This window comes from Enterobacter cloacae complex sp. P27C (assembly GCF_014895705.1).
Lineage (GTDB): Bacteria > Pseudomonadota > Gammaproteobacteria > Enterobacterales > Enterobacteriaceae > Enterobacter > Enterobacter bugandensis.
This window is the reverse complement of the sequence record NZ_JADBQB010000005.1, coordinates 242,356-265,833: the sequence shown is the minus strand read 5'-3', so window position 1 is coordinate 265,833 and position 23,478 is coordinate 242,356. Positions and strand designations below refer to the sequence as shown.

Sequence of the window (23,478 nt, the reverse complement as noted above, 5' to 3'; positions counted from 1 at the left end):
GTATGTCTGCCTTTATTAGACGCCTTTGCGGAAGAGAGAATTTATCAAAAAGTGCATTTTACTTGCATGTTATCAATAAAGATAATGGGTGGCTCCCCCTGTTTGTAATACAAAATACTCAGTTGTTATTAGCCATAATATTTAAGTGGTTATTATGTAATGAAAAAACTTGATCTGTATCAACATATGACGCATATTGCGTGCGGTTATTTTTTCGGCTCTGGTATACAGAATGACGTTGTATCAAAAGATGTTGGTTTTTTACGCAGTGATGGCTTCCATCTGTGCATTAATTACCTGGTTCCTTTCTAAAGACCGCAAGCGCATCCGCCTGCTTAGCGCGTTTCTGGTCGGGTCGACCTGGCCGATGAGTTTCCCCGTTGCGCTGCTGATTTCTCTTTTCTGAAGCATCCTTCCAATTTCGAAAGATGAACATAGCATTCCAGTTACGATGGCTGTATAAATACACAGTGCATCGTAAAGGAGTGCTTATGAACAGTTTTTACTCGCAGCATGCGGGTTGCACCGTGCGCTGGCATGATTTGCCCGGCTCTGGCGATCCCTTAGTCTTTATCCACGGATTGGGCTGCGCCTCTTCCTATGAATATCCTCGCGTCGTCCGAGACCCTCAGTTTGGCGGGCGCAGAGCTATTCTCATCGATTTACCCGGCAGCGGTTACAGCGATAAGCCTGAACATTACAGCTATAAAACGACTGAACAGGCGCGCGTCGTGGCGGAGTTGATTGACCATCTTCAGCTGGATGCTTTCTGGTTATACGGTCACAGCATGGGCGGCAGCATTGCTATAGAAACGGCGGGGCTGCTGGCACCGCGCGTGAAGGGACTGATAGTGTCGGAGCCCAATTTTCACGCCGGTGGGGGGATGTTTAGCCGCTCTATTGCGGCGCAAACCGAATACCAGTTTGTGGCGCAGGGCTATAATGCCATGCTCCGTAAAGAGACCACCGCCTGGGCCGGGTGCCTGCAAAGCAATGCACCCTATGCCGTCTGGCGCGGCGCATCAAGCCTGGTCGCCGGTGTTGAGCCGGACTGGGAAGCGCAATTTCTGTCGCTGCCTTGCCCGGTGACGTTGATTTTTGGTGAGCTCTCACTGCCGGATGACGATGTGGATAATCTGAAGCTGAAGGGCGTTGAGGTCAAAATCATCCCTGCGGCGGGGCACTCCATGTCGTGGGAAAACCCGTCGGCACTGGCGCAGGCCTTAGCGGAGTGTATGGCGGCGTGATTATCGTTGCTGAATATATGCCGGGTAAGCGCAGCGCTACCCGGCAAGAAAGGCCGCTACAGGATTAAAGCCCGCAGTGCCTGACGTGCGTCAGGCTGAACATCATGCGGATGCTGATAATCAATGTTTTCGATTGCCCGGCTATAGAGGGCAACCAGCCAGTCGTAAACGTACGCGGTGGCCGCATGAACAGGCTGCTCCCCCAGACGCGTCAGGCGCGGTGCGGCACTGCTGACGACGGGCGTAACAAAGATTGCCTGACCTTTGCGAATGCGGCTTGCGGGGCGTTCTGCTGACGGGGTCTGGTCGTAACCCAGCCAGCCAACGAAATTCCCTATCACCGCATGCAGCTGCGCCGCGCTGCTTTTATCCGCGTCGACAATGCGCTGAAGCTGTTGCGGCAGATTAAGCCGGTAGCTGGTTACCACCAGCACATCCGCGATTTGCTGCAGCACCGCGGGCTCCAGACCAAGACGGGCGGCGGTAGCTTCATTGCGGCTCCACTGGCGCAGATGATTTATCCATACTCTGTGCGCCAGGCGCGCTTTGTCTTTTGTCTGGAATCGTCCTGCGCTTTCCTGGGCGTTATCGGCGAACAGATCGATGGTGTCCGTGAACAGCCCGTTCACCTGCTCCTCGCGCGGCTGCTGAACGGCGAGCAGCGTTTCAAAGGCTCTCAGCGGCGGCAGCAGGCCTTCAAGCAGTTCGCCGTGACGGGCGGCACTGCTTTGCAGCGTGCGCACCATGTTTTCGGCCTGAGCACGTCGCGTACCCGGTTCCTCAACCAGCGGCGCCAGATAGCTTTGCATCAGCGACGCGATCTCCTGCCGCAGCAGGTTTTTCAGCGTGCCGAGACGCTTCTGCCGCTGTGCCGGGAGCGTCGCCTGAGACAACCACTCAATGACGCGCTGCATGCTGTGGCTGTCCAGCGCCTGCAGAGTTCCCCAGCGCAGGCCTGGCTTGCCCAGCAGATGCTGTACGGCTTCATCGAGATTCTGTCGGGTAGTGAAACGAGCGTCATGCGGGGTGATCGCCCACACCAGCCCCGGCAGGGCAGACTCCTCGGCAGGCTGGGTCTCTTTAATCCAGTTAATTAACACTTTTGCTTTTTGGGCCGTCTGCTCGTGCCGCGCTGTCGCGTTGCAGATAACCAGCACATCCGGCTGGAGCTGCTGGCGGTAATGTTCAAACAGCCACTGGCATTTAGCCTGTACTAAAGGATCGGCACTGCCGTATTCAAAGACCGGAATATCAATGATATCAACGTTATCCAGCGCGCCATTCTCAACCGGCAAGACCAGCTCGCGGGTAAGGAAGGCAAGCACGTCGACCGGGATGCTGATGGCGTTGAGCATTTCACCGTTGTTCAGCGGATGAAGCAGCGTCTCCTGAGTTTCCTGCTGGGTTAAGGTACCGTGCGTCAGGAACCCTTCACCAGGCAGACCAAAGCTGTCCACCAGCAGGCTCAGCGGCGCAGCCAGCTCGCTCGCATGGCTGGTCTGATGCAGCACGTGGGCAAGCTTCAGCCACTGCTGGGTTAACTCCTGTTGCTCGCCCCACAGTAGCGACCAGACGCTGGCGCGGGTGCTGAGATCGAGCGATGGCACCAGCTGGGCAAACTCATGCCACAGGGCGTCATCAATTTGCTGTCTCGCGGCGGGTACCGTGCTTTGCCAGAAACGCGAAATCGCACCCACATCCTGCGCCGTGATGCCGGGCACGCTCTGCGGCTGGCGAAGGCCGCGCCATTTCTCCAGACGCGTCTCAATGACCGCCTTATCCACCGCGCGCATCTGCGGGTGCAGCGTCGTGCGGGCAATAAACAGCTGTACCAGTTCGGCCTCTGTGACCAGGCTCAGACGCAGCGGAAACGCCTCATCCGCTACCTCCGGGGTGTCTCGTGTGAAGCGCACGGCCATGTTGGTCAGGGCATGCCCTGGGTTAATATGCGAAAAATAGTCAAAGGTGCGCTGGCCCGGCATCACGTTCAGGCGCCCGTTACCGCTGCCGCACAGCGACAGCAGCAGGTGCGCTTTGGCGCTCTGAGAATGGCCGTAAAGCCCAATGCTGCTCCGGCGGGTCAGGGCGTGTTCAATGGCCTGCTCCCGCGCCTGCGCCGCGTTGATGCGAGCAAGCAGGGCATCAGCATCGTTATCCAGCACAGGGGCGGTCAGGCGCGTCTCATTAATCCACCCGATTAAGGCCTGAGTGGTGGTCGTGGTCGCTGTCATTTCAGGTATACGCTCCCGCTGTCGATCCAGTAGTGGCTACCGCTGTGTCGGCGATCGGCCAGGGTATTCAGTTTGAAGGTTAACGCGTCAGGCGCAACCGGCGTGCCGTCCTGAAGCCAGGCATCGCTGAGCTCGAAGGACTCAGGGCCCTCTAATTTGCTGCCGCCGCAGAGCTTAAGCCGCACGTTCAGCACGCCGTCGCCGGCAATCGCTTTTGCCAGTTCAGCCGAGTTGATGCTGAGCGTATAAAGCGGCGTGGCGGGCCAGCGCGCGTTCGCCAGCTGGCGGAAGCCGAGGGTAACGTTACCGCGCAGCGGGAAGTGCAGACGGGCGTCAAGCTTCGCGCCGGGTTTATCGAGATCGATATCCTGATACCAGACGTTTTCCTCGCGCAGGGTATTGACGGTGTTATCCAGCACGCCCAGATAGCGCACGGTGGAATAGGCGCCAATGTCCGCGGCCTTAAAGTTAAAGCGCGGCAGACGCAGATCGAGCGCCAGGCTGCAGAGCATGGCCCCCACCGCGGCGGTCGATTTCGGATTGCCTATGCGCCCCTGCTGGCTGAAGGGATACCACTCGTGAACCTGATATTTATCCAACCAGACGATGCGGTTGACCGGCACCGGCTGCAGATGCCGAATCAGCGCCTGAACGCCCGGCAGGCAGCCCGGGCGCCCGGTGATGAGCAGAATATCGCAGCTGTAATGGGAAATCGCTTCACACACCGCGTGAAGCGGCGAGGTCAGCGTAAACTGACCGGCCAGCATTGCATCCTGCATTTCGCGGAAGTTCACGTGCAGCGGCACGGCGAACAGGTCGAACGCCTCTGAGCCCGCCGGCAGGGCATGATCGATTGCCTGCTGAAGATAGTTCATCACGTTGCGGGTTGGTTTCTGCGCAAGGAGCTCGCCAAAGGTGGCATGCAGGCCCGCCAGCGGATCGTCAATGTCGCTGGCTTCCCACGCGGAAAGAATGGCGTGGCCAATCGGCATAAAGAGCTGAAACGCCGTTTGCTGGCGCAGTACCGCCTGGGTATCAATACGCCCGGAGTCGCCGAACAGCGACGCCATCAGCAGTGAGGCGTCCGCAATGCCGGATTTCTGCAGCTGCGTTTGCAGGGCGGGCAGGACATAGCGCTGAATCACGTCCAGCAGGGTATCGTCGCCCGCCACCTTGAACCCTTCGCGGAACAGCAGTTGCGGGGTGATTTTGACGTTATTACCGGAGCCGTCATCAAGCTGGTAGTGGGTTATTGCCATATCCGTGGTGCCACCGCCGATGTCGATAGACGCGACGCGTAATGCGCGGCCCGGCTGCACGCCTGGCTCAGGTTCACGATCCGTGCGGGCGAGTGAGGCGAAAAAGGCTTCCGTCTGGCCGCCAAAACGGGAAATCGCTTCGTTATACAGCCACACCAGCTGACCGCAGCTGGCTTCATCCCACTCCATCTGGATCTCAGGGACCGGCACCACGCTTTTTTCCTGCTGCTTGCGGGTGGCAAAATCTTCATCCTGCGGGTGCCAGCCCATCGCTTTCCAGACGATGGCAATGGCTTCAAACATGCGGCGACGGAAAATCTCGCGCTCCTGCTTCGGCATGGCCGAGGGCAGGGTCAGGATCAGGGTGCGCAGCTGGCGCGGCGAGGCCGGGAAGCCCAGGCGCAGGCGGGTGGCGACGCTGTTGATCTGGCCCAGCGCCTGCGCCAGCAGCTCGCACAGCATGTGCGTCATCAGCGTGCTGCGGCTGTACTGCGGCGAAAAGACCGGCAGCCGCTCGTCCTGCGGCAGCGTAAACAGCGGCTCACCGTCATCGTTCATCAGGTTCATCAGCGGAAACGCCGTGGCGAGCGGTTCACGCTGGGTTTTGCCGTTCATCTGACTAAAGCGCCAGTCCTGCACGACAGGCGTTTCATCCCACAGGTAGCGGCGCGGGCTGGAAATGCCGCTGTTACCTTCGGTTCCCAGGCGCTGCATCGCCAGCTTGCGGGCTTCATCGCCTACGCGAACAATCGACGGCCAGACAAACGCATCTTCGCGACCGCTTTCCACCGAGAAGTGCTGTTTGCCAAAACGCGCTTCGGAGAATTCAAGACGGCTGGTAAAGAGAGGTTCGTTCAGGAACTGGGGCTCGCTTAACGAACGAACCTGCAGCTCGGCGGTCTGCCGAAGCCCGTCGTTTGCATCACCGTGGTCTTCAATAATGACGCCGCAGGTGTGGGTGTTGCCCACGTCGAGGATCAGATCGACCGGAATGGCAGGCGTGCTGAGCGTGTGGGTGACAAATTTCACTTCCGGAATGGTGAGCTGTTCACCGAGCATGGTCAGTACATTGAGCCAGTGGGCCTGATATTCAAAACTGCGCATCGCCTGATGCAGGTCGCGTTCAGAGCGGTTTTCAACGCCGTCGGCATACTGGGTAAATGCCTCGCGCAGCCAGCCGTCAATCCAGGTCTGGTCGAGGAAGCTTTCTACCTCACTATCGCGCCACGCCAGCGCAAAGCGGGTTCCATTCAGAATATCGTTTTCAACCGGCGACAGGGCTGAAGTGGCATGCTCCGCGATCTGGCTGTCGAGCGCGAGGGTGACGCGGTGCGAGTTGCCTGCCGTATCGGGCTTCTCGAGCTTGCGCACCTGAACGCGCGCCCAGTTATCCGGTCCTTCCACAAAGGTCCGCGGCGGGTTGAAGCGCAGGAAGGGCACGGGAAGCCAGACGCCGTCCAGCACGGCAAGGGACTGATGCAGCGGAATGGTGGTTTCCGGTTTAACCACTTCAGGCTGACCGCCGTTCGTCCCCGGCAGGGTATAGCGCCCGTTCACCAGGTCGAAATCGAGTCGCAAAAGGGGGCCGTTCGCGGTTTTACGTACGAAGCGCCCGTTGCTGGCGGTGTCCTGCGGCGTCAGGCCGAAATCCAGGAACTGCACGCCGCTGTTGGCAATAAGCGTGACGCTTTGTTTATAGTCGCAAAGATTTACCAGCATAGGATCAGGCACCTGCTTTCTTGAACGTCAGTGGGACGACGGTGTTGGCGTCATAGCGAGCGCGACATTCTGCGATATCGCTGGCCCCGGCTTTACAGGCGACTTCCGGCATCGGGTAGCGGGAACCGTCGGTGCAGCGGGCATTGCCGCGACTTTTAATCATCAGCTCGCCATTGCTGTGCAGCCCGGAGAAAATCTCCGCGCGGCAGACAATGTTGTCGCCGTGCACGACGCGGGCGAAACCTTTATTGTTCTGGATTTGATAGCGCATTGAGGGCGGCTTGCCGGTGACCGGATCTTTCACGTCGAGAACCGCGCGCCAGGTACCGTTCAGGAAGCGCGTCGACCCGGCTTTCACCTGACCGGCTTCCATCACCATGGCATCTTTCGGGATCGGAACAATTACCACCGGTGCGGCTTCAGGCGCAGGAGCGGGTTCTTTTTCTTTACTGGCGACGACCTCAGCCTGATGCAGGGGGAGATTCATAGCCAGCGGCTCTACCGCTTTGATCGGCTGCGGTGCAATAGCCACGGGCTCAGGAGCCGGTGCCGGAGCGGGCTCTGCCGAAGGGGCCTGTTTTGGCCACAGCAGCGGCGCGGCAACGGCTGCCACAATCACGGCGGCAACCGGCAGGGTCCACAGGGGAACGCGACGTTTTTTCGTGACGGCAACAGGCGCAGGTTCCTGAGCGGGTTGCGCAACAACCGGCGCGGGCTCCGGCTCATACAGTTCTTCCGGCGTAATACGCACGGCGGCGACGGGCGCAATCAGCGGCTCGTCTGCTTTTTCAAAGGTGATGGCCGGTTCGGGAGTGGGCTCTGGCTCGGGCTCTTCAATCACAACGGGGGCAGGCTCGGGGATCAACGCTTCACGCAGGCAGTCGAGGACATCGTCGCGCGCATTTTCGTTCAGGTTTACAAAACCCCAGAAGCAAATAATCGGCTTTCCTGCGACCAGGAAAACAAAATTCTCGCCGGGAAACTGAAACGCTTTCGACAGCAGCGAGCCGAAAAGCTGCTGCGCGGTTTTGGGCGACTGGAGGCATTTCTTGCTTAACGACTCAACGCTGGCAAGCGTGTTTTCCAGATAGCGCAGGGCGCGGTAGCGGTCGTCTTCACTGGCCGCCTTCCAGCTGGTGACGCTTCCCTCAACGGGGGAATACCAGTCCACGCGGTCGCCGCTGTCGTTGACCTGAGGAATAGCCAGACAGTCCACTATGGCCTGCTGTTTGCGCAATCGAAGCGCTTCCCGGATTTGTAACGCTGATTCAAAAACGGCCTGTCCGCCGCCGCCAACGGCCTGAAAATCATCCAGATTACCGCTGCGTAAAAGAGTTTTTGCCACGATTTGATCCCATATACTTCTTCACACCGTTACTTTAACGAAACGAGGAAGCAAACAAACGGAGGAAGAGACGCTAAAAGCGCCGATTTCTTGCGGCATAGATCGTGACGGTTGTGCTTGACGAATAACGTAACTTAAGGCAAATCACCTATTTTTGCACTGGAGGTAAAACCGGCAAAAAACGCGCCTTTAGAATAACCTGATAGTGTTTCGTTATTTGCCAGGTGATAAGGGCTGTGCTGTTATTACTGACCTATATAATAAATCTGTCAGGGTTATAACTATGTCTACAGGGAAAACGCTGCTCGCCCTTGCGCTGAGCGCTCTTTTACCAGCCGGTGCCGCATGGGCGGCAAACAACGACACCCTTATTTACTGCTCCGAGGCATCGCCAGAGTCGTTCAACCCGCAAATCGCCAGCTCCGGCCCGTCGTTCGTGGCCAGCTCTCAGGTTCTGTACAACCGCCTGATCAATTTCGACCCGGTGAAAAATACCCCGGTACCGTCACTGGCGGAATCCTGGACGATTTCACCGGACGGCAAGACCTATACCTTTACCCTGCGCAAAGGGGTGAAGTTCAACAGCAACAAATACTTCAAGCCGACGCGCGACTTTAACGCCGATGACGTTATTTTCTCGGTGATGCGTCAGAAAGACCCTAAACACCCGTACCATAATGTGTCCCAGGGCAACTACGAATACTTCAACGATGTCGGGCTCGATAAGCTGATTCAGGACGTTAAAAAGGTCGACGATTATCACGTCCAGTTCACCCTGAGTGAACCCAACGCCGCGTTCCTGGCCGACTGGGGAATGGATTTCGCGTCGATCCTCTCCGCCGAATACGCCGATGTGATGCTGAAAAAAGGCACGCCTGAGAACGTCGATACCTGGCCGATCGGTACCGGGCCCTATGTGCTCCAGCAGTACAAGGTGGACTCGCTGATCCGCTACGTCGCTAATCCGAACTACTGGGATGGCGAGGTGCCGACCAAACATCTTATCTTCTCCATCACGCCAAACGTGGAAACCCGCCTGGCGAAATTGCAGACCAACGAGTGTCAGATTATTCCTGCGCCGTCTCCGGTTCAGTTTGACGTGATTAAAAAGAACAAAGACCTGACGCTGCACTCTGTCGATGCGCTGAATGTTGGCTATCTGGCGTTTAATACCGAGAAAAAGCCGTTCGATAACGTGCTGGTGCGTCAGGCGCTAAACTACGCGACCGACAAGAAGGCTATCGTTAATGCGGTCTTTATGGGCTCCGGTACGGTGGCAAAATCGCCGATCCCGCCAAATATGCTGGGCTTTAATAAAGATCTGCAGGACTACAGCTACGATCCTGATAAAGCAAAAGCGCTGCTGAAGCAGGCCGGGCTGGAGAAGGGCGCGGAAGTCACGCTGTGGTCAATGCCGGTTCAGCGTCCGTATAACCCTAACTCGCGTCGTATCGCGGAGATGATCCAGAGCGACTGGGCGAAAGTCGGCGTGAAGGCCAAAATTGTCTCCTATGAGTGGGGCGAATACCTCTCCGGCATGCGTAAAGGCGAGCACGACTCCGCGCTGTTCGGCTGGATGTCCGATAACGGCGACCCGGACAACTTTGCCGATGTGCTGCTGGGCTGCAACAGCATTAAAACCGGGTCAAACGCCGCGCGCTGGTGCGATAAGGGTTATGATGCCCTGGTGCAAAAAGCGAAGCTGACCAGCGATCCGGCCGAGCGTGCGAAACTGTACGGCCAGGCGCAGGAGATTTTCTACCAGCAGGCACCGTGGATCGCGCTGGCAAACGGCAAAACGTTCTTTGCAACCCGCAGCAACGTGACCGGATACAGCGTGAGCCTGATGGGCAGCGATTTCTCTAAAGCGAAGCTGAACTAAGCATTTATTGCCGGGTGAGGCGTAAGCCACCACCCGGCAAAAACAAGGAGTGACAATGTCACATTTAAACGAAGTTACCGCCCGCGTGGATGCCGCCATCGAAGAGAGCGTCATCGCCCACATGAACGAACTGCTGATTGCATTGAGCGATGATGCCGATCTCAGCCGTGAAGACCGTTACGCCCAACAGCAGCGTCTGCGTACCGCGATTTCGCACCACGGTAAGCAGCACAAAGAGGAGATGGATGCGCGCCAGGAACAGCTGATCAAGGGCGGCACCATACTGTAATCAAAACTGGCGTCGCGCTACCAGCCAGGCCCCGACGACCAGCATCACCGCGCCGCATACCGGGCCGATCAGCGCGCGCAGGGGAATGCCATGGCTTCTCAGCATGTCAAGGACCAGCCCGCCAATCAGCTGGCTTGCGACCAGCACCGCGATGGTCGTTGCCGCGCCCACGTTCTGGTAGCCGCTGATGCTTGCAAACACAAAAAACGACCCCAGGAGCCCCGGGATCAGCGTCCACCAGCGCACCGTTGCGGCCAGCTCACTGAACCCGGCGAAGCCCTGCTTCAGCAGCAGAATGCTGACAAACAGCACAATGCCGACCAGGGAGTTCAGCAGCATTGCGATAAGAATGGTGGAGGAGGACTGGGTGATACGCACCATTAAGGTGTTTTGCACCACCAGACCGATCCCCGCCGCCACCAGGAACGCCAGCGTCAGCGACTGATTCATGGGATTGCGTCCGGGTCGCTGCGCTCGTCCAGCTGCAGCTGCATAAAGGTTAAGTCCAGCCAGCGGCCAAACTTGGTTCCCACCTGCGGCATCTGCCCCGTAGTCACAAAACCGAGCGTTTCGTGGAGGTGAATCGAGGCCTTATTTTGCGCTTCAATGCCGGCCACCATCACGTGTTTGCCGATGGCGCGGGCCTCATTGATCAGCGCTTTCATTAACGTGCGGCCAATGCCTTTACCCTGATGCTCCGGATGGATATATACCGAATGCTCAACCGTGTGACGAAAGCCGTCGAAGGCGCGCCAGTCGCCGAAAGAGGCGTACCCGGTAACCGCACCATTATCCTCAGCCACCAGAACCGGGTAACCCGCGAGCGTGCGGGCCTCGAACCAGGCGATTCGGTTATCGGTATCAACGGTTTTATCGTTCCAGATCGCGGCAGTATGCAGCACCGCATGGTTATAGATCTCTCCTATCGCAGCGCAGTCTTCTTTACAGGCGTGACGAACGATCATGATTAAACCTCTGTATGTTGTTTACTATAGTATTACGCTATAGATATGATATTACACAACTGTATCGTCAGAGCGCTACGTGAGAATGATTATGTGCCCCATTGAAACGGCGTTCATACGCTTTAGTATGACGTTATGAACACAATAACAGACACAATGAATCAGCGTATTAGCGCCAGAATTCGCCTCGAACGTGAATCACGCGGCTGGTCTCTTAGCGAGCTGGCCGAGCGGGCAGGCGTATCTCGCGCCATGATCCACAAGATAGAGCGCGGCGACAGCAGCCCGACGGCAACCTTGCTTGCCCGTCTGTCAGGCGCGTTTGGGATCAGCATGTCGACCCTGATTGCCAGAGCCGAGATGCAGGAGGGAAAACTTCTGCGCCTGGCGAACCAGCCCGTCTGGCGCGATCCGCAAACCCACTACCTTCGTCGCCACGTTTCTCCCCGTACCGATCTGCCTATCGACCTCGTTCAGATTGAACTGCCCGCGGGGAGCGACGTCCCGATGCCGGCGTCCTCCTACGCGCTCGCGCGGCAGCTGATCTGGCTGCAGTCCGGCGAGCTGGTATTCCAGGAGGGCGATACTCGCCACGAGATGAAGGCCGGAGACTGTCTGGAGCTGGGGCCGCCAAACGACTGCCGTTTTATCAACGAAACGAATGAAACCTGCATCTATCTTGTGGTCCGGCTTAACCAGTCTGCCTCGTAATGTTAAGGCGATAATGCCGATCGTGAGCCAGGCTGTAATGACATTTGTACCAGAAGGAGAATCCGATGAATCAATCTGTTTCGCAAAACCGCCGCTGGGTGCTGGCCTCTCGCCCACAGGGCGCGCCGGTGGCGGAGAATTTTCGTCTGGAAGAGCAGCCCGTTCCTGCTCCTCAGGCGGGGCAGCTGCTGCTTCGCACCGTCTGGCTGTCGCTGGACCCTTACATGCGGGGCCGCATGAGCGATGCGCCATCCTATTCTCCGCCGGTTGAGATTGGTGCGGTGATGGTAGGGGGAACGGTTAGCCGCGTTGAGCAGTCAAACCACCCCGACTTTAAAGCGGGTGAATGGGTGCTGAGCTACAGCGGCTGGCAGGAGTACGCGCTTTCGGACGGCAGCGGCCTGGTCAAGCTGGGCGATAATCCCACCCATCCCTCCTGGGCGCTGGGCATTCTTGGGATGCCGGGCTTTACCGCCTACATGGGGTTGCTGGATATCGGACAACCGAAAGCGGGTGAAACGCTGGTGGTCGCCGCCGCGACGGGCCCGGTTGGGGCGACCGTCGGGCAGATCGGTAAAATTAAAGGCTGCCGCGTGGTCGGGGTAGCCGGTGGGGCAGAAAAATGCCGCCACGCCGTTGAGGTTCTTGGATTTGACGTGTGTCTCGATCACCACGCGGCGGATTTCGCTGAGCAGCTGAAACGCGCCTGTCCGAAAGGCATTGATGTCTACTATGAAAACGTCGGAGGGAAAGTGTTTGACGCCGTGCTGCCGCTGCTGAATACCTCCGCGCGCGTGCCGGTGTGTGGCCTGGTGAGCGGCTACAATGCAACGGGGCTGCCTGACGGACCGGACCGTTTGCCGCTTCTGATGGGGACGATTCTGAAGAAACGCATCCGGATGCAGGGCTTTATCATTGCCCAGGACTACGGCCACCGCATTCATGAGTTTCAGGAAGAGATGGGGCGCTGGGTGCAGGAGGGCAAAATTCACTATCGTGAACAGGTGACGGACGGGCTGGAAAACGCGCCTGAAGCGCTGATTGGCCTGCTGGAAGGAAAAAACTTCGGTAAAGTCGTGATTCGCGTCGCGGCTGACAATAAATAAAAGGCACTATGGCGGGGTTTCCCGCCATATTTATTTGTGAAGATACGATATATTGTCTTTAATTAACGGACATGGCTTTTCGCGCCATCATCCCGGATGAGCCCGAAACCGATAAAAAAAACACATTTTGCATTTTTTGCTGTTTTACGTACTTCCCACCACCAGGCATGACGATACAGGATATATCGGACCAGCGTCGTTTTATTAAAACTGGCGTTTAAAAATAGCATTAAGTTTTAGCTACAGGAATTGAACATGCTTGATTTGGATCACTTAGAAAAAGCCCAAAGGATCAGTCTTACCATGCAAGTTGAACTCAGTTTGAAAGGAGCGTTAATTACAGGCTCCCTTAAACCGGGTGCACGACTGATTACGAAAGAGATCGCCGACAAATTAGGAACCAGCATTACCCCAGTGCGCGAGGCGCTGCTGCGTCTGGTGTCAGCAGGGGCATTACATGCCACGCCAGCACAGGCATTTCTGGTGCCGGAGGTGACGCTGGACCGTTATAACGAAATCAACGCTATTCGCAAGCAGCTTGAACCCATGGCGGTTGCCGCAGCCTGTCAGAATATGTCTGACCAAAAGATCGAGACGTTGCGCAAATTGTCGGAAGCGTTTCATGAGGCCATGCGCAACGGGAACGTTCAGCAGGCATTGCAGGCAAATCGCATCTTCCGCTTTACGCTTTATCAGTACGCGGAAATGCCCACGCTGAATGCATTAATTGAACAGCTTTGGGTGCGCATCGGGCCTTGCATTAACTATCTGCACCAGGAGCTTAATGACATTAAGGAAGCGACGTATCACTATGACGAACTGCTTTCAGCCCTGGAACGCCGGGATGTCGACGCCAGCCAGAAGGCGATTGAAAAATCGATTGATGAAGCGAATACGCTTTTACAGCGACAATATTTTAACTGAGAGATAATTTAACAGAGCGACTATATACCGCGTCTATTTATTTATCTGGTGAATAACTCCTGATGGCATTTTGCCATCAGGATCGTTATTTTCGGTATAAAATAAACTTTACTTATTTGTTACTCGAATCGATAAGACACCGACAGACCCACACCGTAGTTACGGCCAGGCGCTGGCTCGTAATAACGCCCGTTGGATTCGTTGACAATAACCGAGCCAACGTACTCTTTGTCGAACAGGTTATCTACGCGGCCAAAGACGTCCATCCCCCAGTTGCCGTAGTTGAATTTATACCCGGTATTCAGCCCGACCACCGTGTACGATGGCGCTTTCGCCGTGTTCTCGTCGTCGGCCATGATATCGCTCATGTAGCGCACGTCCGAGCCCGCGTACCAGCCTTCTTCAGGCTGCCAGCCAAACGACGCATAGCCCATATTGCGGGCAATGCCCGGCATACGGTTACCGTTACAGTCCGCGTCGCCGCAGACGTTGGTCCGGTAGGTGGCATCAAGGTAGGTCCACGCCATTTTCAGCTTCCAGTTCTCAGCAAACTGCTGATCGAGAGACACTTCGACTCCCTGACGGCGGGTCTTTCCGGCATTTTTATAGCTTGTGCGGCCACCAGAGCTGGCATCCACCACGATCTCGTCATCCGTATCGGTGCGGAACAGCGCTGCCGTCAGCAGGCCATTGCCAATGCGGGTTTTGCTGCCCACCTCATACGTGTTGTTCGTGGAAGGCTGCAGGCCGATATTCAGGCCGCCCTGGTTATCGGCGCGATACGAAAGCTCGTTGATGGTTGGCGTTTCGAACCCACGCCCTGCGGCAGCGTAGAGGTTCCACGCGTCCGTCACCGCATACTTCACGGAGCCCGCCGGGAGCCACTTGTGATAGCTCGCGTCACCGCTGTCGTCGCCGTTGCCCGGCGTAACGTAATGGTCGTTAGAATCAAACCAGACCGAGCTATAACGCACGCCCGCATCCACGGACAGTTTCTGCGTCAGCTGCCAGCTGGTCTGCAGGTAAGGGTCGACGTTCCACATCAGGTTACGTTCGTTCCGGCGTTTATCACCCTTCACGCCGTAATCCGGCACGCCGTTGTTCATCACGAAGTTCTCGTACCCGCGACGATCTTCACTCATATTTTCATAGTTCAGACCGGTGGTGAAGGTGACCGGCACCAGCAGCTCGCCGCGGTGTGTCCAGCGGGTATCAACCCCCTGATAATGACGCTGCATATCGATCACGCCGCCGGAGTGAGAAGGCCTCAGCTGCGGCTGGTAGGGAATCGACTGGTACTGGGTCATTTCACGCTCGCCGGCGTACATCATCACGCTGAGATCGTCCTGAGCGCTAAGCTGGCGGTCGTAGCGCAGCCCCGCCTGAGTCTGCTTGATGGTCTTGCGCGTGTTGTACTGATCGCCGCGCGGGGACTGACGCGGGTTATCCTGCCACTCCTGATAGCTCAGCCCGCCCGGATCGTTTGCTTTCATGTCCACGCTGTTAAAAATCAGCGTTAACTTGCTGGCATCGTCAATGCGTACGCCCAGTTTGGCATTAGCGAGATTCTTCCGCGCGCCGCTGTGGTCGCGGTAGCCTTTAGTGGTGAAGCGGGTGGTGGATACGGTGTAATCCACGTCCCCGGCATGGGTGCCATCGCCCATTGCGCCGGTGGCTTTCATGCCGTAGCGCCATGTCCCGTAACTGCCGTAATAGCTGCTTGCCTCGATGGTCGGCGGCTGCTGCCCGGTTTGCGTATTGATGTTAATCACGCCGCCAGAGGCGTTGCCATACAGGGCGGAGAAGGGACCGCGCAGCACCTCAACGCTGTCAATGCTGGAGAGATCGATGTTGGAGGTCTGGCCCTGTCCGTCCGGCATGGTGGCTGGAATACCGTCGACGTACATGCGAATGCCGCGCACGCCAAACGTTGAGCGGGCACCAAACCCGCGCATCGAAAGCTGGAGATCCTGAGCATAGTTCTGACGGTTCTGAATCTGTAGTCCCGGAACGCTGCCAAGCGATTCGGAGAGATTAATGCGCGGCGCGGCGTGGCGCATATCCTCGCCATTCACGACGCTGACCGCCGCCGGAGTATCAAGCTCTGATACGGTTTGCGGCGTGGCGCTGACGATCATGGTCTGTTCCTCTGCGCTCATCGCGCTTAGAGGCGCAAAAACAACGGGAACCAGCAGCAGCGGGAGAGATGCCTTACGGGCAGATATGATTTTCATGAGTAAAACCGGTTGTGATGTATAAACGAACCAAATGGAACATGTCCATACATGTTAAAGGTTTTGTAAATGTTTTGAAAACTATAACCGCACATTGCGTTAATGAAAGGCAATAGGGAAAAGAAAAACTCCACTTTTAACTTATTAATGATTACTATTCTCATTATCAAAACGGCAATGCCATGACGTTGCCAGCCGGAAGCGATGTCAGCAGTACCCCCAATTTTCAAAAAAGGAATTGTTATGTCTTTACGCCATCTGAGCTCGCCACGCCTGAGTACGTCTCTGCTGTCTGCCGCTTTACTGTTTGCCGGAACCTTCCAGGCGCATGCCGCCGAAGAGATGCTGCGTAAAGCGGTGGGTAAAGGTGCCTATGAAATGGCGGTCAGCCAGCAGGAGAACGCCCTGTGGGTTGCGACGTCGCAAAGCCGTAAACTCGACAAGGGTGGCGTTATCTATCGCCTCGATCCTGCTACGCTTGAGGTGACGCAGGCCATTCATAGCGATCTCAAACCGTTTGGCGCCACCCTCGACGGCGCGACGCAAACCCTGTGGCTGGGTAATACGATCAACGGCGCAGTGACGGCCATTGATGCGAAAACGGGCGACGTGAAAGGGCGACTGGTGCTTGATAGCCGCCAGCGCAGTGAAACCGTCAAGCCGCTGCAGCCGCGCCAGCTGGTGGCGGATGACGCGAGCAACACGATTTACATCACCGGAGTCGGCAAAGAGAGCGTGATTTGGGTCGTGGATGGCGCAAAGCTGAAGCTGAAAGAGACCATTGCCAACACCGGCACATACAGTACCGGTCTGGCGCTGGATGCAAAGGCGAAACGCCTGTACACCACCAATGCAGACGGTGAGCTGGTCACCATTGATACCGCCACCAACAAAATCCTGAGCCGCAAAAAAGTGCAGGACGACGGAAAAGAGCACTTCTATCTGAACCTGAGCCTGGACACCGCCGGTCAGCGCGCGTTCCTGACCGATTCAAAACAGCCGGAAGTGCTGGCGGTGAGCCTGAAAGACGGCAGCGTGATCGAGAAAATCGCCGCGCCTGAATCCCTGGCCGTTCTGTTTAATCCGGCTCGCAATGAAGCCTACGTGACGCACCGTGAGGCCGGCAAGGTGAGCGTGATTGACGCGAAGACCTACAAAGTGACGAAAACGTTCGATACGCCGGTCTACCCGAACAGCCTGGCGCTCTCTGCGGATGGCAAAACGCTTTACGTGACGGTGAAGCAGAAATCTACCCGCCAACAGGAAGCGACCCAGCCTGACGATGTGATTCGTATCGCGCTGTAATATAAAAAAAGGGAAGGCATATGCCTTCCCTTTTTAATACCTGTTTGATGCTTAACGCGAGGTCTCTTCCACCAGCGGCGCGTCGTGTTTTTCATCGTCAGGATGAACCGGCGCGGTGCTGTGAATTTCGTGAACGCGCTTACGCACGCCGAACCAGCCAGCGATCAGCAGCACGGCCAGCAGCGGGATGGTGGCGATGGTATAGGTGCCGTTCGGGTAGTCGAACGCCATCAGCACCAGCACGCTGAACAGGAAGAGCAGGGTGAGCCAGGAGGTCACCGGCGCGCCCGGCAGCTTAAAGCTGATATCTGCGGCTTTGCCTTCTTTAATGGCTTTACGCAGACGCATCTGGCAGACCACGATAAAGGCCCAGGAAGCGATAATGCCGAGTGCGGCCACGTTCAGAACGATCTCAAAGACCTGAGACGGCACCAGATAGTTCAGGAAAACGCCGAAGACATACACCACCAGCGTGGCAAGAATGCCTGCGTAAGGCACGTGCTGCTTGCTCATCTTCGACATGAACTTCGGCGCTGAACCGCCCATCGACATGGAGCGCAGGATACGCCCGGTAGAGTAAAGTCCGGAGTTCAGGCTGGAGAGCGCCGCCGTCAGCACCACGATGTTCATGATGCTGCCCACGTAAGGCACGCCGAGCTTCGAGAAGAAGGTGACGAACGGGCTCTGGCCGGCCTGATAGGCGTTCCACGGCAGCAGCAGAACCAGCAGCACCACGGAGCCGACGTAGAACAGACCGATACGCCAGATCACGCTGTTAATGGCTTTTGGCACCATCGTTTGTGGGTCTTTACATTCGCCCGCAGCGGTACCGACCAGCTCAATAGAGGCAAAGGCAAACACCACGCCCTGCACCAGAACCAGCGCAGGCAGCAGACCGTGCGGGAAGAAACCGCCGTTATCGGTTATCAGGTGGAAGCCGGTAGCATTGCCGTCCAGCGGCTTGCCGCTGCCGAGGAAGACGGTACCGACCACCAGGAAAATCACAATGGCGAGCACTTTGACCAGCGCAAACCAGAACTCCATCTCGGCGAACCACTTCACGCCGATCATGTTCATGGTGCCGACGATCGCCAGCGCGCCAAGGGCAAAGACCCACTGCGGCACATCACCGAACGCGCCCCAGTAGTGCATATACAGCGCAACGGCGGTGATATCGACGATACCGGTCATCGCCCAGTTGACGAAGTACATCCAGCCTGCCACGTAGGCGGCTTTTTCACCGAGGAATTCTCGGGCGTAAGAGACGAAGCTTCCGCTGGAAGGGCGATGCAGTACCAGTTCACCCAGCGCGCGAAGAATGAAGAAAGAGAAGATCCCGCACACCAGATAGACCAGGGCGAGAGCCGGGCCCGCCATCTGCAGACGCGCGCCAGCACCTAAAAACAGACCCGTTCCGATAGCGCCGCCGATGGCGATCATTTGAACCTGACGGTTGCCCATCGCTTTGTGGTAGCCCTCTTCGTGGGAGTTCAACCAGCGACGTTTCGCAGCGTGATGATCGGCTGCGCTTTTATTGCTTGTTTTCATTGAGTTACCTGTTTGCCTGTCTGAACCATTATCGTGATAGTCCTGCCTGGCAGAGCGCAATACAAACGATTGCTTCTGCGCAAACACATGCCGCCTTCCCAGTCATTCTGCGTATGGATAAGGCGAAACATGGCGAGGCATCCTACCTGCAATTGATAAGCGACGCAAAATATAACCGTGCCGAAAGTGATGCACGTCGAAGGAAATCGTGTGGTCAGAGCAGAGGGGGATCACAACACGCTGAATCGTGATGAGTTTTTAGTCAAAACAATCGCGACGTTGTTTATTTAATCATCAGATTCCCTTAATTATTACCAGATGGTATAAATTTTTACTGCCGCAGGGCATCGAGAAGCAACCTGAACGCGGTTGTGTGCTGTCGACGGCTTGGATAATAGAGGTGATATCCTTCAAACGTGGGGCACCAGGACTCAAGGACCCTGACGAGCCGTCCGTACTGAAGGGCGTCCAGGACCGAGGACTCGGGCACGTAGGCTAATCCGAGGCCACTCTCCGCCGCGTCGATGCGCTGCGACAGATTACTCAGTGTAAGCTGTCCTTCAACCCGCACCCGAAGCTCGCGCCCGTCGCGCTCAAACTCCCAGTCATACACTGCCCCTCGGGTGGGCAGGCGGAGATTGATACAGCGGTGTTCACCCAGCTGCTCCGGCACGAGCGGCACGCCAAAACGAGCCAGGTAATCCGGGGAGCCGACGACCGCCATGCGCATGTCCGGCGCTATCCGCACCGCAATCATATCTTTTGCCACCTGTTCACCCAGGCGTACCCCCGCGTCGAAGCGGCCATCGACGATATCTGTCAGGCCGTTGTCGACCGTCACTTCGACGTTGATTTCAGGATACTGCAGCATAAAAGCCTTCAGTGCCGGCCAGAGCACGGCGTTCATCGCGTGCTCGCCGGCGACGATGCGGATAGCGCCTGCGGGTTTGTCGCGGGTGCTGCAAAGCGCCGTGAGTTCCTGTTCGATCTCCTGCAGATGCGGGCTGAGGCGCGAAAAGAGCTGCTCACCCGCGGGTGTCGGAACCACGCTGCGGGTTGTGCGGGTTAACAGGCGAACGTCTAATCGCGCTTCAAGCTTGCGCATCGCATGACTCAGTGCCGATTGCGAGACGCCCAGCTGCGCCGCTGCGCGCGTAAAGCTGCGCTCGCGGGCCACTACCATAAAGGAGAGCAGGTCGTTGAAATTATCTTTTAGCATTGCGGTTCTATTTATGAATTTGAGTCATGTGTTCTATCTCATTATGTACCCTAATGCTCCAGAATGCTTTGCGCTACTGTTAACGCAACAGTCAACAAGGAGCAAAAGATGAAAATTATCCGCAGCGGTTCATTACCTTCAGCAACAGGCCCGGAGGCCTGGTTTACCGGCGCTGTTCGCATTGACGCGCCCTTTCAGGCGAGCGAACCTGCCAGCGTCGGCGGGGCAACCGTGACCTTTGAGCCGGGGGCGCGCACGGCCTGGCATACGCATCCCCTGGGACAAACGCTGCTTGTGACGCAGGGGCGCGGCTGGTTACAGGCGTGGGGCGAAGAGGCGGAAATCCTGAATCAGGGCGATATCGCCTGGATCCCACCCGGCGTGAAGCACTGGCACGGCGCAAGTGCGCAAACGGCGATGACGCATATCGCCATCGCCGAAGCGGTAAACGGCAGCCCGGTAACGTGGCTGGAAAAAGTGACCGACGAACAGTACCCGAACGGCTAACCGCCAAAAACGGCAATCGCCTGCTGCAGGCGCGGTTGATCAAACAGCAGCACCAGACTGGCCAGCTGCAGACGTTTCTCAGGGAATAAATAGACTGCCAGACAGGAGAGTAACACCGCCGCGGTAATACCAGGAAGCATTTCGTTAACAGAATGAAAACGTTATGATTCGGTCTCATTTTCGTAAATACAGGGAGGCTGAGGTGAAAATTAACGTCATCGGAACCAGCGGAAGTGGAAAAAGCACGCTGGCGAAGCAGATTGCGACCGAACTGGCTATTCCCTATATCGAGATGGACAGACTCTACTGGCGACCCGAATGGCAGGGAACGCCGGACGATGAGTTTCAGGAAAAGCTTGAGCAGGTGCTACAGGCGTCGCCAGACTGGGTACTCGACGGCAACTATAACCGCACGCGGCCCGTTAAATGGCGTAATGTAGACGTTGTCGTGTGGGTGGATTATGGGTTTGTCCGCACCCTCTGGCAGGCCGTCAACAGGGCAATCAAACGGGCCTGGCATAAACACGAGCTTTGGCCCGGAACCGGGAACAAAGAGAGTTTCCGGCGCGCGTTCTTCAGTAAAGAGTCGATTCTCATCTGGACGATGAAAACGTGGCGTAACAACCGCACGCGTTATGAAGCCGATCTGCAAAACCCGCAATATGGGCATATCCGCTTCGTCCATATTACCCGCCGCGGGCAGGCGGAAACGCTGATTGCCGCCTTAAAATCTTATTCTTAGTAGGGTTTTATATATCTGATTTCCGGCAAACCAAATGTAAATTAATTGTTTCTCAGTGGTGAAATACGCCTTTAATAATGTCGACATGTTAAGTCAAACGAGAACGCAACATGTCATGGCGAATCAGCATTCTGGATAAAAGCCCCATCGCTGAAAATGAAACGGCTGCCGATGCGCTGGCGCGGACGTTAGCGCTGGCGCAACAGGCAGAAAATCTGGGCTATCACCGCTTCTGGATTGCCGAACACCACAATACCCCGCAACTCGCCAGCCCCTCGCCGGAACTGCTGATTGCCTGGATCCTCGGGCAAACAAAGCGCATCCGTGTGGGCTCTGGCGGCGTCATGCTTCAACACTATAGCCCCTATAAAGTCGCTGAAAACTTTAACGTTCTGGCCGCGCTGGCGCCGGGTCGCGTGGATCTGGGCGTCGGGAAAGCCCCCGGTGGTTTGCCGCTCTCAACCCGCGCGCTTCAGCAGGGCCTGAATCAGCAGGAAAAGGGCAGCTTTGCCGAACAGCTGGACCAGCTCGATCGCTGGATCCGTCCTGAAAACCAGTCGGCGGAAGAGGCCGTTCGTGCCACGCCGTTGCCGCCGGTCCCTGCACAAGGTTTCCTGCTGGGGGCCAGCCCCGAAAGCGCGCTGCTCGCCGCATCGCTCGACTGGCACTTCGTCTTTGCCGCACACCTGAACGGCGATCCGGAGCTGCTGCGCGAGGTGGTATCGATCTGGCGGAAGAACAGCGCGCGGGAGGTGATTGTGGCGGTGCAGGCGGTTGTCGCGCCGACCCAGGCCGAAGCGGACGGGCTGGCGCAGAAGGTCGAAGTGTGGGGCGTTGAGCTGGCAAACGGCCAGCGCGTAACCGTCGCCAGTGAGGAGCAGGCCTACGCCTTTGCCCGTCAGGCGGGGAGCGAGCCGGTACGCATTGCCCGTCAGGCCCAGTCGCTGCTGGCGGGAACAGCTGAGTCGGTGCTGGAACAGCTTAACGCGCTGCACGAACAGTGGGGCATTGACGAATTTATCATCGACACGCCGGTCGCGGAGGGGGCAACGCGCGTCGCGTCTCTGCGTCTGCTGGCCGAGGCGCGTCTTAACAGGGAGGTCACCGTATGAGCTTCGGCGAACAACTGATTGCCTGGCGTCGTGAGCTGCACCGGAACCCGGAGCTGTCCGGCCAGGAAGTGGAGACCACCGCGCGCCTGCGCCAGTGGCTGACGAATGCCGGTATTCCCCCACAGCCTTACGATCTGCCGACCGGTCTGGTGGCGGAAATTGGAACCGGTAGCAAGCTGATTGCGCTGCGGGCAGACATTGATGCCCTGCCAATTGAAGAGCGCAGCGGCGTGCCGTTTAGCTCGCAGCATGCAGGCGTGATGCACGCCTGCGGACACGATATCCACACCAGCGTGATCCTCGGCGCCGCGTTAAAGCTCAAAGAGCGGGAAGCCTCACTTAACGGCAGGGTGCGTATCCTGTTTCAACCTGCCGAAGAGAACTTTGGCGGTGCGAAGAGCATGGTGCGTGCCGGTGCCCTGCGTGACGTCAGCGCCATTTTCGGTATGCACAACGAGCCGGGCCTGCCGGTCGGTGAGTTCGCCACCCGCGGCGGACCGTTTTATGCCAACGTCGATCGCTTCGTGATCCGCATCACCGGCAAGGGCGCACATGCGGCCCGCCCGCACGAAGGCAACGACGCCATTGTGCTGGCGAGCCAACTGGTGACGGCGCTGCAAAGCGTCGCCAGCCGCAACGTCAACACGCTGGATTCGGTGGTGCTGAGCGTGACGCGCATCGCAGGGGGTAACACCTGGAACGTGCTGCCCGAAAGCGTCGAGCTGGAGGGCACGCTTCGCACCCACCGCACGGAGGTGCAGCAGAACGTGAAGGCCCGCGTGGGCGAAATTGCCGCCGGGTTTGCCAGCGCCTTCAGCGCGCAGATCGACATCACCTGGTATGCCGGGCCCACCGCGCTGGTGAACGACGAGCGCTGGGCCGACTTCGCCACCTCGGTCGCGCGTGAGGCCGGTTATGAAACCCGGCACGCGGAACTGCATATGGGCGGGGAAGATTTTGCGGTCTACCTGCAGTCTGTTCCCGGCGCGTTTGTCAGCATCGGCAGCAACAGCCCGTATGGTTTACACCACCCGGCGTTTAATCCTGACGAAGCCCTGATTGAGCCCGCAGCCCGCTATTTTGCACAGCTGGCGGAAAAAGCCCTGCAACACGTTTAATTCTGGAGAGGTAAA

The 23,478-nt window shown here is 57.3% G+C and carries 21 protein-coding genes; 12 read left to right on the top strand and 9 right to left on the bottom strand.

Features of this window, described 5'->3' with window-relative positions:
* The first annotated feature begins 232 nt into the window (after positions 1-232).
* Both IM291_RS12370 and IM291_RS12365 read left to right on the top strand, forming a co-directional pair.
* Complete coding sequence (locus tag IM291_RS12370) at positions 233-406, top strand: GhoT/OrtT family toxin (protein ID WP_014883956.1); 174 nt, start codon at positions 233-235, stop codon at positions 404-406.
* 85 nt (positions 407-491) lie between these two features.
* On the top strand, positions 492-1,247 hold the full coding sequence (locus tag IM291_RS12365) for an alpha/beta fold hydrolase (RefSeq protein ID WP_192971137.1): 756 nt from the start codon (positions 492-494) through the stop codon (positions 1,245-1,247).
* 56 nt (positions 1,248-1,303) lie between these two features.
* On the opposite strand, the gene IM291_RS12360 is transcribed toward IM291_RS12365, so the two are convergent.
* From IM291_RS12360 to IM291_RS12350, 3 genes are read right to left on the bottom strand one after another with little or no spacing between them, the layout of a single operon-like run.
* Entirely contained in the window at positions 1,304-3,478 is a 2,175-nt protein-coding gene (locus tag IM291_RS12360; RefSeq protein WP_192987012.1) for a virulence factor SrfC family protein, read from the bottom strand.
* A complete protein-coding gene (locus IM291_RS12355) occupies positions 3,475-6,456 on the bottom strand; it encodes a virulence factor SrfB (protein WP_192971135.1) in 2,982 nt (993 codons plus the stop codon). Before IM291_RS12355 ends, IM291_RS12360 begins: the two co-directional genes overlap by 4 nt.
* A 4-nt stretch (positions 6,457-6,460) precedes the next feature.
* The gene (locus IM291_RS12350) at positions 6,461-7,801 is read right to left on the bottom strand and encodes an SrfA family protein (RefSeq protein WP_048999922.1); all 1,341 of its coding nucleotides are present in this window, start codon (positions 7,799-7,801) and stop codon (positions 6,461-6,463) included.
* Between the two features lie 283 nt (positions 7,802-8,084).
* Here IM291_RS12350 and IM291_RS12345 point away from each other — a divergent pair, with 283 nt between their 5' ends.
* On the top strand, positions 8,085-9,683 hold the full coding sequence (locus IM291_RS12345; RefSeq protein WP_028013296.1) for an ABC transporter substrate-binding protein: 1,599 nt from the start codon (positions 8,085-8,087) through the stop codon (positions 9,681-9,683).
* 55 nt (positions 9,684-9,738) lie between these two features.
* Complete coding sequence (locus tag IM291_RS12340; RefSeq protein ID WP_048999920.1) at positions 9,739-9,972, top strand: YdcY family protein; 234 nt, start codon at positions 9,739-9,741, stop codon at positions 9,970-9,972.
* Here the strand turns inward: IM291_RS12340 and IM291_RS12335 are convergent, their stop codons facing one another.
* Both IM291_RS12335 and IM291_RS12330 read right to left on the bottom strand, forming a co-directional pair.
* A complete protein-coding gene (locus tag IM291_RS12335) occupies positions 9,973-10,422 on the bottom strand; it encodes a DMT family transporter (protein WP_048956113.1) in 450 nt (149 codons plus the stop codon). It abuts the gene before it with no gap.
* Entirely contained in the window at positions 10,419-10,937 is a 519-nt protein-coding gene (locus IM291_RS12330) for a GNAT family N-acetyltransferase (RefSeq protein ID WP_048999919.1), read from the bottom strand. The genes IM291_RS12335 and IM291_RS12330 overlap by 4 nt, the downstream gene beginning before the upstream one ends.
* Before the next feature lie 135 nt (positions 10,938-11,072).
* Between IM291_RS12330 and IM291_RS12325 the strand changes: the two genes are divergently transcribed.
* From IM291_RS12325 to IM291_RS12315, 3 genes are all read left to right on the top strand, one after another.
* Positions 11,073-11,648, top strand: coding sequence for an XRE family transcriptional regulator (locus IM291_RS12325; RefSeq protein ID WP_028013292.1), 576 nt, complete (start codon positions 11,073-11,075; stop codon positions 11,646-11,648).
* Positions 11,649-11,713: 65 nt separating this feature from the next.
* Positions 11,714-12,754: an NADP-dependent oxidoreductase gene (locus IM291_RS12320; protein ID WP_192987010.1), complete on the top strand. Its 1,041-nt coding sequence runs from the start codon at positions 11,714-11,716 to the stop codon at positions 12,752-12,754.
* Between the two features lie 255 nt (positions 12,755-13,009).
* On the top strand, positions 13,010-13,678 hold the full coding sequence (locus tag IM291_RS12315) for a GntR family transcriptional regulator (protein WP_028013290.1): 669 nt from the start codon (positions 13,010-13,012) through the stop codon (positions 13,676-13,678).
* A gap of 119 nt (positions 13,679-13,797) precedes the next feature.
* Here the strand turns inward: IM291_RS12315 and pqqU are convergent, their stop codons facing one another.
* On the bottom strand, positions 13,798-15,912 hold the full coding sequence (gene pqqU, locus IM291_RS12310; RefSeq protein WP_041909791.1) for a TonB-dependent receptor PqqU: 2,115 nt from the start codon (positions 15,910-15,912) through the stop codon (positions 13,798-13,800).
* 243 nt (positions 15,913-16,155) lie between these two features.
* Between pqqU and IM291_RS12305 the strand changes: the two genes are divergently transcribed.
* Positions 16,156-17,217: a YncE family protein gene (locus IM291_RS12305; RefSeq protein ID WP_192971134.1), complete on the top strand. Its 1,062-nt coding sequence runs from the start codon at positions 16,156-16,158 to the stop codon at positions 17,215-17,217.
* Between the two features lie 51 nt (positions 17,218-17,268).
* Here IM291_RS12305 and ansP read toward each other — a convergent pair whose 3' ends face one another.
* Both ansP and IM291_RS12295 read right to left on the bottom strand, forming a co-directional pair.
* Entirely contained in the window at positions 17,269-18,765 is a 1,497-nt protein-coding gene (ansP, locus tag IM291_RS12300) for an L-asparagine permease (RefSeq protein ID WP_028013287.1), read from the bottom strand.
* Positions 18,766-19,096: 331 nt separating this feature from the next.
* Entirely contained in the window at positions 19,097-19,984 is an 888-nt protein-coding gene (locus tag IM291_RS12295) for a LysR family transcriptional regulator (RefSeq protein WP_192971133.1), read from the bottom strand.
* A gap of 108 nt (positions 19,985-20,092) precedes the next feature.
* On the opposite strand from IM291_RS12295, the gene IM291_RS12290 reads away from it, so the two are divergent.
* Positions 20,093-20,491, top strand: coding sequence for a cupin domain-containing protein (locus IM291_RS12290; RefSeq protein ID WP_192987009.1), 399 nt, complete (start codon positions 20,093-20,095; stop codon positions 20,489-20,491).
* Here IM291_RS12290 and IM291_RS12285 read toward each other — a convergent pair.
* On the bottom strand, positions 20,488-20,631 hold the full coding sequence (locus tag IM291_RS12285) for a hypothetical protein (protein ID WP_154818592.1): 144 nt from the start codon (positions 20,629-20,631) through the stop codon (positions 20,488-20,490). The genes IM291_RS12290 and IM291_RS12285 overlap by 4 nt on opposite strands.
* A 62-nt stretch (positions 20,632-20,693) precedes the next feature.
* Here IM291_RS12285 and IM291_RS12280 point away from each other — a divergent pair, with 62 nt between their 5' ends.
* The 3 genes from IM291_RS12280 to IM291_RS12270 all read left to right on the top strand — a co-directional run bounded on the left by IM291_RS12280 (position 20,694) and on the right by IM291_RS12270 (position 23,463).
* Positions 20,694-21,233, top strand: coding sequence for an AAA family ATPase (locus IM291_RS12280; protein WP_028013284.1), 540 nt, complete (start codon positions 20,694-20,696; stop codon positions 21,231-21,233).
* 110 nt (positions 21,234-21,343) lie between these two features.
* Positions 21,344-22,345 carry an MsnO8 family LLM class oxidoreductase gene (locus IM291_RS12275; RefSeq protein WP_192987007.1) on the top strand — a complete coding sequence of 334 codons (1,002 nt, stop codon included), beginning with the start codon at positions 21,344-21,346 and terminating at the stop codon, positions 22,343-22,345.
* On the top strand, positions 22,342-23,463 hold the full coding sequence (locus tag IM291_RS12270) for an amidohydrolase (RefSeq protein ID WP_028013282.1): 1,122 nt from the start codon (positions 22,342-22,344) through the stop codon (positions 23,461-23,463). Before IM291_RS12275 ends, IM291_RS12270 begins: the two co-directional genes overlap by 4 nt.
* Positions 23,464-23,478 lie beyond the last annotated feature (15 nt).

Coding starts and splice junctions, on each gene's coding strand:
- IM291_RS12370 (WP_014883956.1), top strand. CDS start 233: ATGACGTTGTATCAAAAGATGTTGGTTTTTTACGCAGTGATGGCTTCC.
- IM291_RS12365 (WP_192971137.1), top strand. CDS start 492: ATGAACAGTTTTTACTCGCAGCATGCGGGTTGCACCGTGCGCTGGCAT.
- IM291_RS12360 (WP_192987012.1), bottom strand. CDS start 3,478: ATGACAGCGACCACGACCACCACTCAGGCCTTAATCGGGTGGATTAAT.
- IM291_RS12355 (WP_192971135.1), bottom strand. CDS start 6,456: ATGCTGGTAAATCTTTGCGACTATAAACAAAGCGTCACGCTTATTGCC.
- IM291_RS12345 (WP_028013296.1), top strand. CDS start 8,085: ATGTCTACAGGGAAAACGCTGCTCGCCCTTGCGCTGAGCGCTCTTTTA.
- IM291_RS12340 (WP_048999920.1), top strand. CDS start 9,739: ATGTCACATTTAAACGAAGTTACCGCCCGCGTGGATGCCGCCATCGAA.
- IM291_RS12335 (WP_048956113.1), bottom strand. CDS start 10,422: ATGAATCAGTCGCTGACGCTGGCGTTCCTGGTGGCGGCGGGGATCGGT.
- IM291_RS12330 (WP_048999919.1), bottom strand. CDS start 10,937: ATGATCGTTCGTCACGCCTGTAAAGAAGACTGCGCTGCGATAGGAGAG.
- IM291_RS12325 (WP_028013292.1), top strand. CDS start 11,073: ATGAACACAATAACAGACACAATGAATCAGCGTATTAGCGCCAGAATT.
- IM291_RS12320 (WP_192987010.1), top strand. CDS start 11,714: ATGAATCAATCTGTTTCGCAAAACCGCCGCTGGGTGCTGGCCTCTCGC.
- IM291_RS12315 (WP_028013290.1), top strand. CDS start 13,010: ATGCTTGATTTGGATCACTTAGAAAAAGCCCAAAGGATCAGTCTTACC.
- pqqU (WP_041909791.1), bottom strand. CDS start 15,912: ATGAAAATCATATCTGCCCGTAAGGCATCTCTCCCGCTGCTGCTGGTT.
- IM291_RS12305 (WP_192971134.1), top strand. CDS start 16,156: ATGTCTTTACGCCATCTGAGCTCGCCACGCCTGAGTACGTCTCTGCTG.
- ansP (WP_028013287.1), bottom strand. CDS start 18,765: ATGAAAACAAGCAATAAAAGCGCAGCCGATCATCACGCTGCGAAACGT.
- IM291_RS12295 (WP_192971133.1), bottom strand. CDS start 19,984: ATGCTAAAAGATAATTTCAACGACCTGCTCTCCTTTATGGTAGTGGCC.
- IM291_RS12290 (WP_192987009.1), top strand. CDS start 20,093: ATGAAAATTATCCGCAGCGGTTCATTACCTTCAGCAACAGGCCCGGAG.
- IM291_RS12285 (WP_154818592.1), bottom strand. CDS start 20,631: ATGCTTCCTGGTATTACCGCGGCGGTGTTACTCTCCTGTCTGGCAGTC.
- IM291_RS12275 (WP_192987007.1), top strand. CDS start 21,344: ATGTCATGGCGAATCAGCATTCTGGATAAAAGCCCCATCGCTGAAAAT.
- IM291_RS12270 (WP_028013282.1), top strand. CDS start 22,342: ATGAGCTTCGGCGAACAACTGATTGCCTGGCGTCGTGAGCTGCACCGG.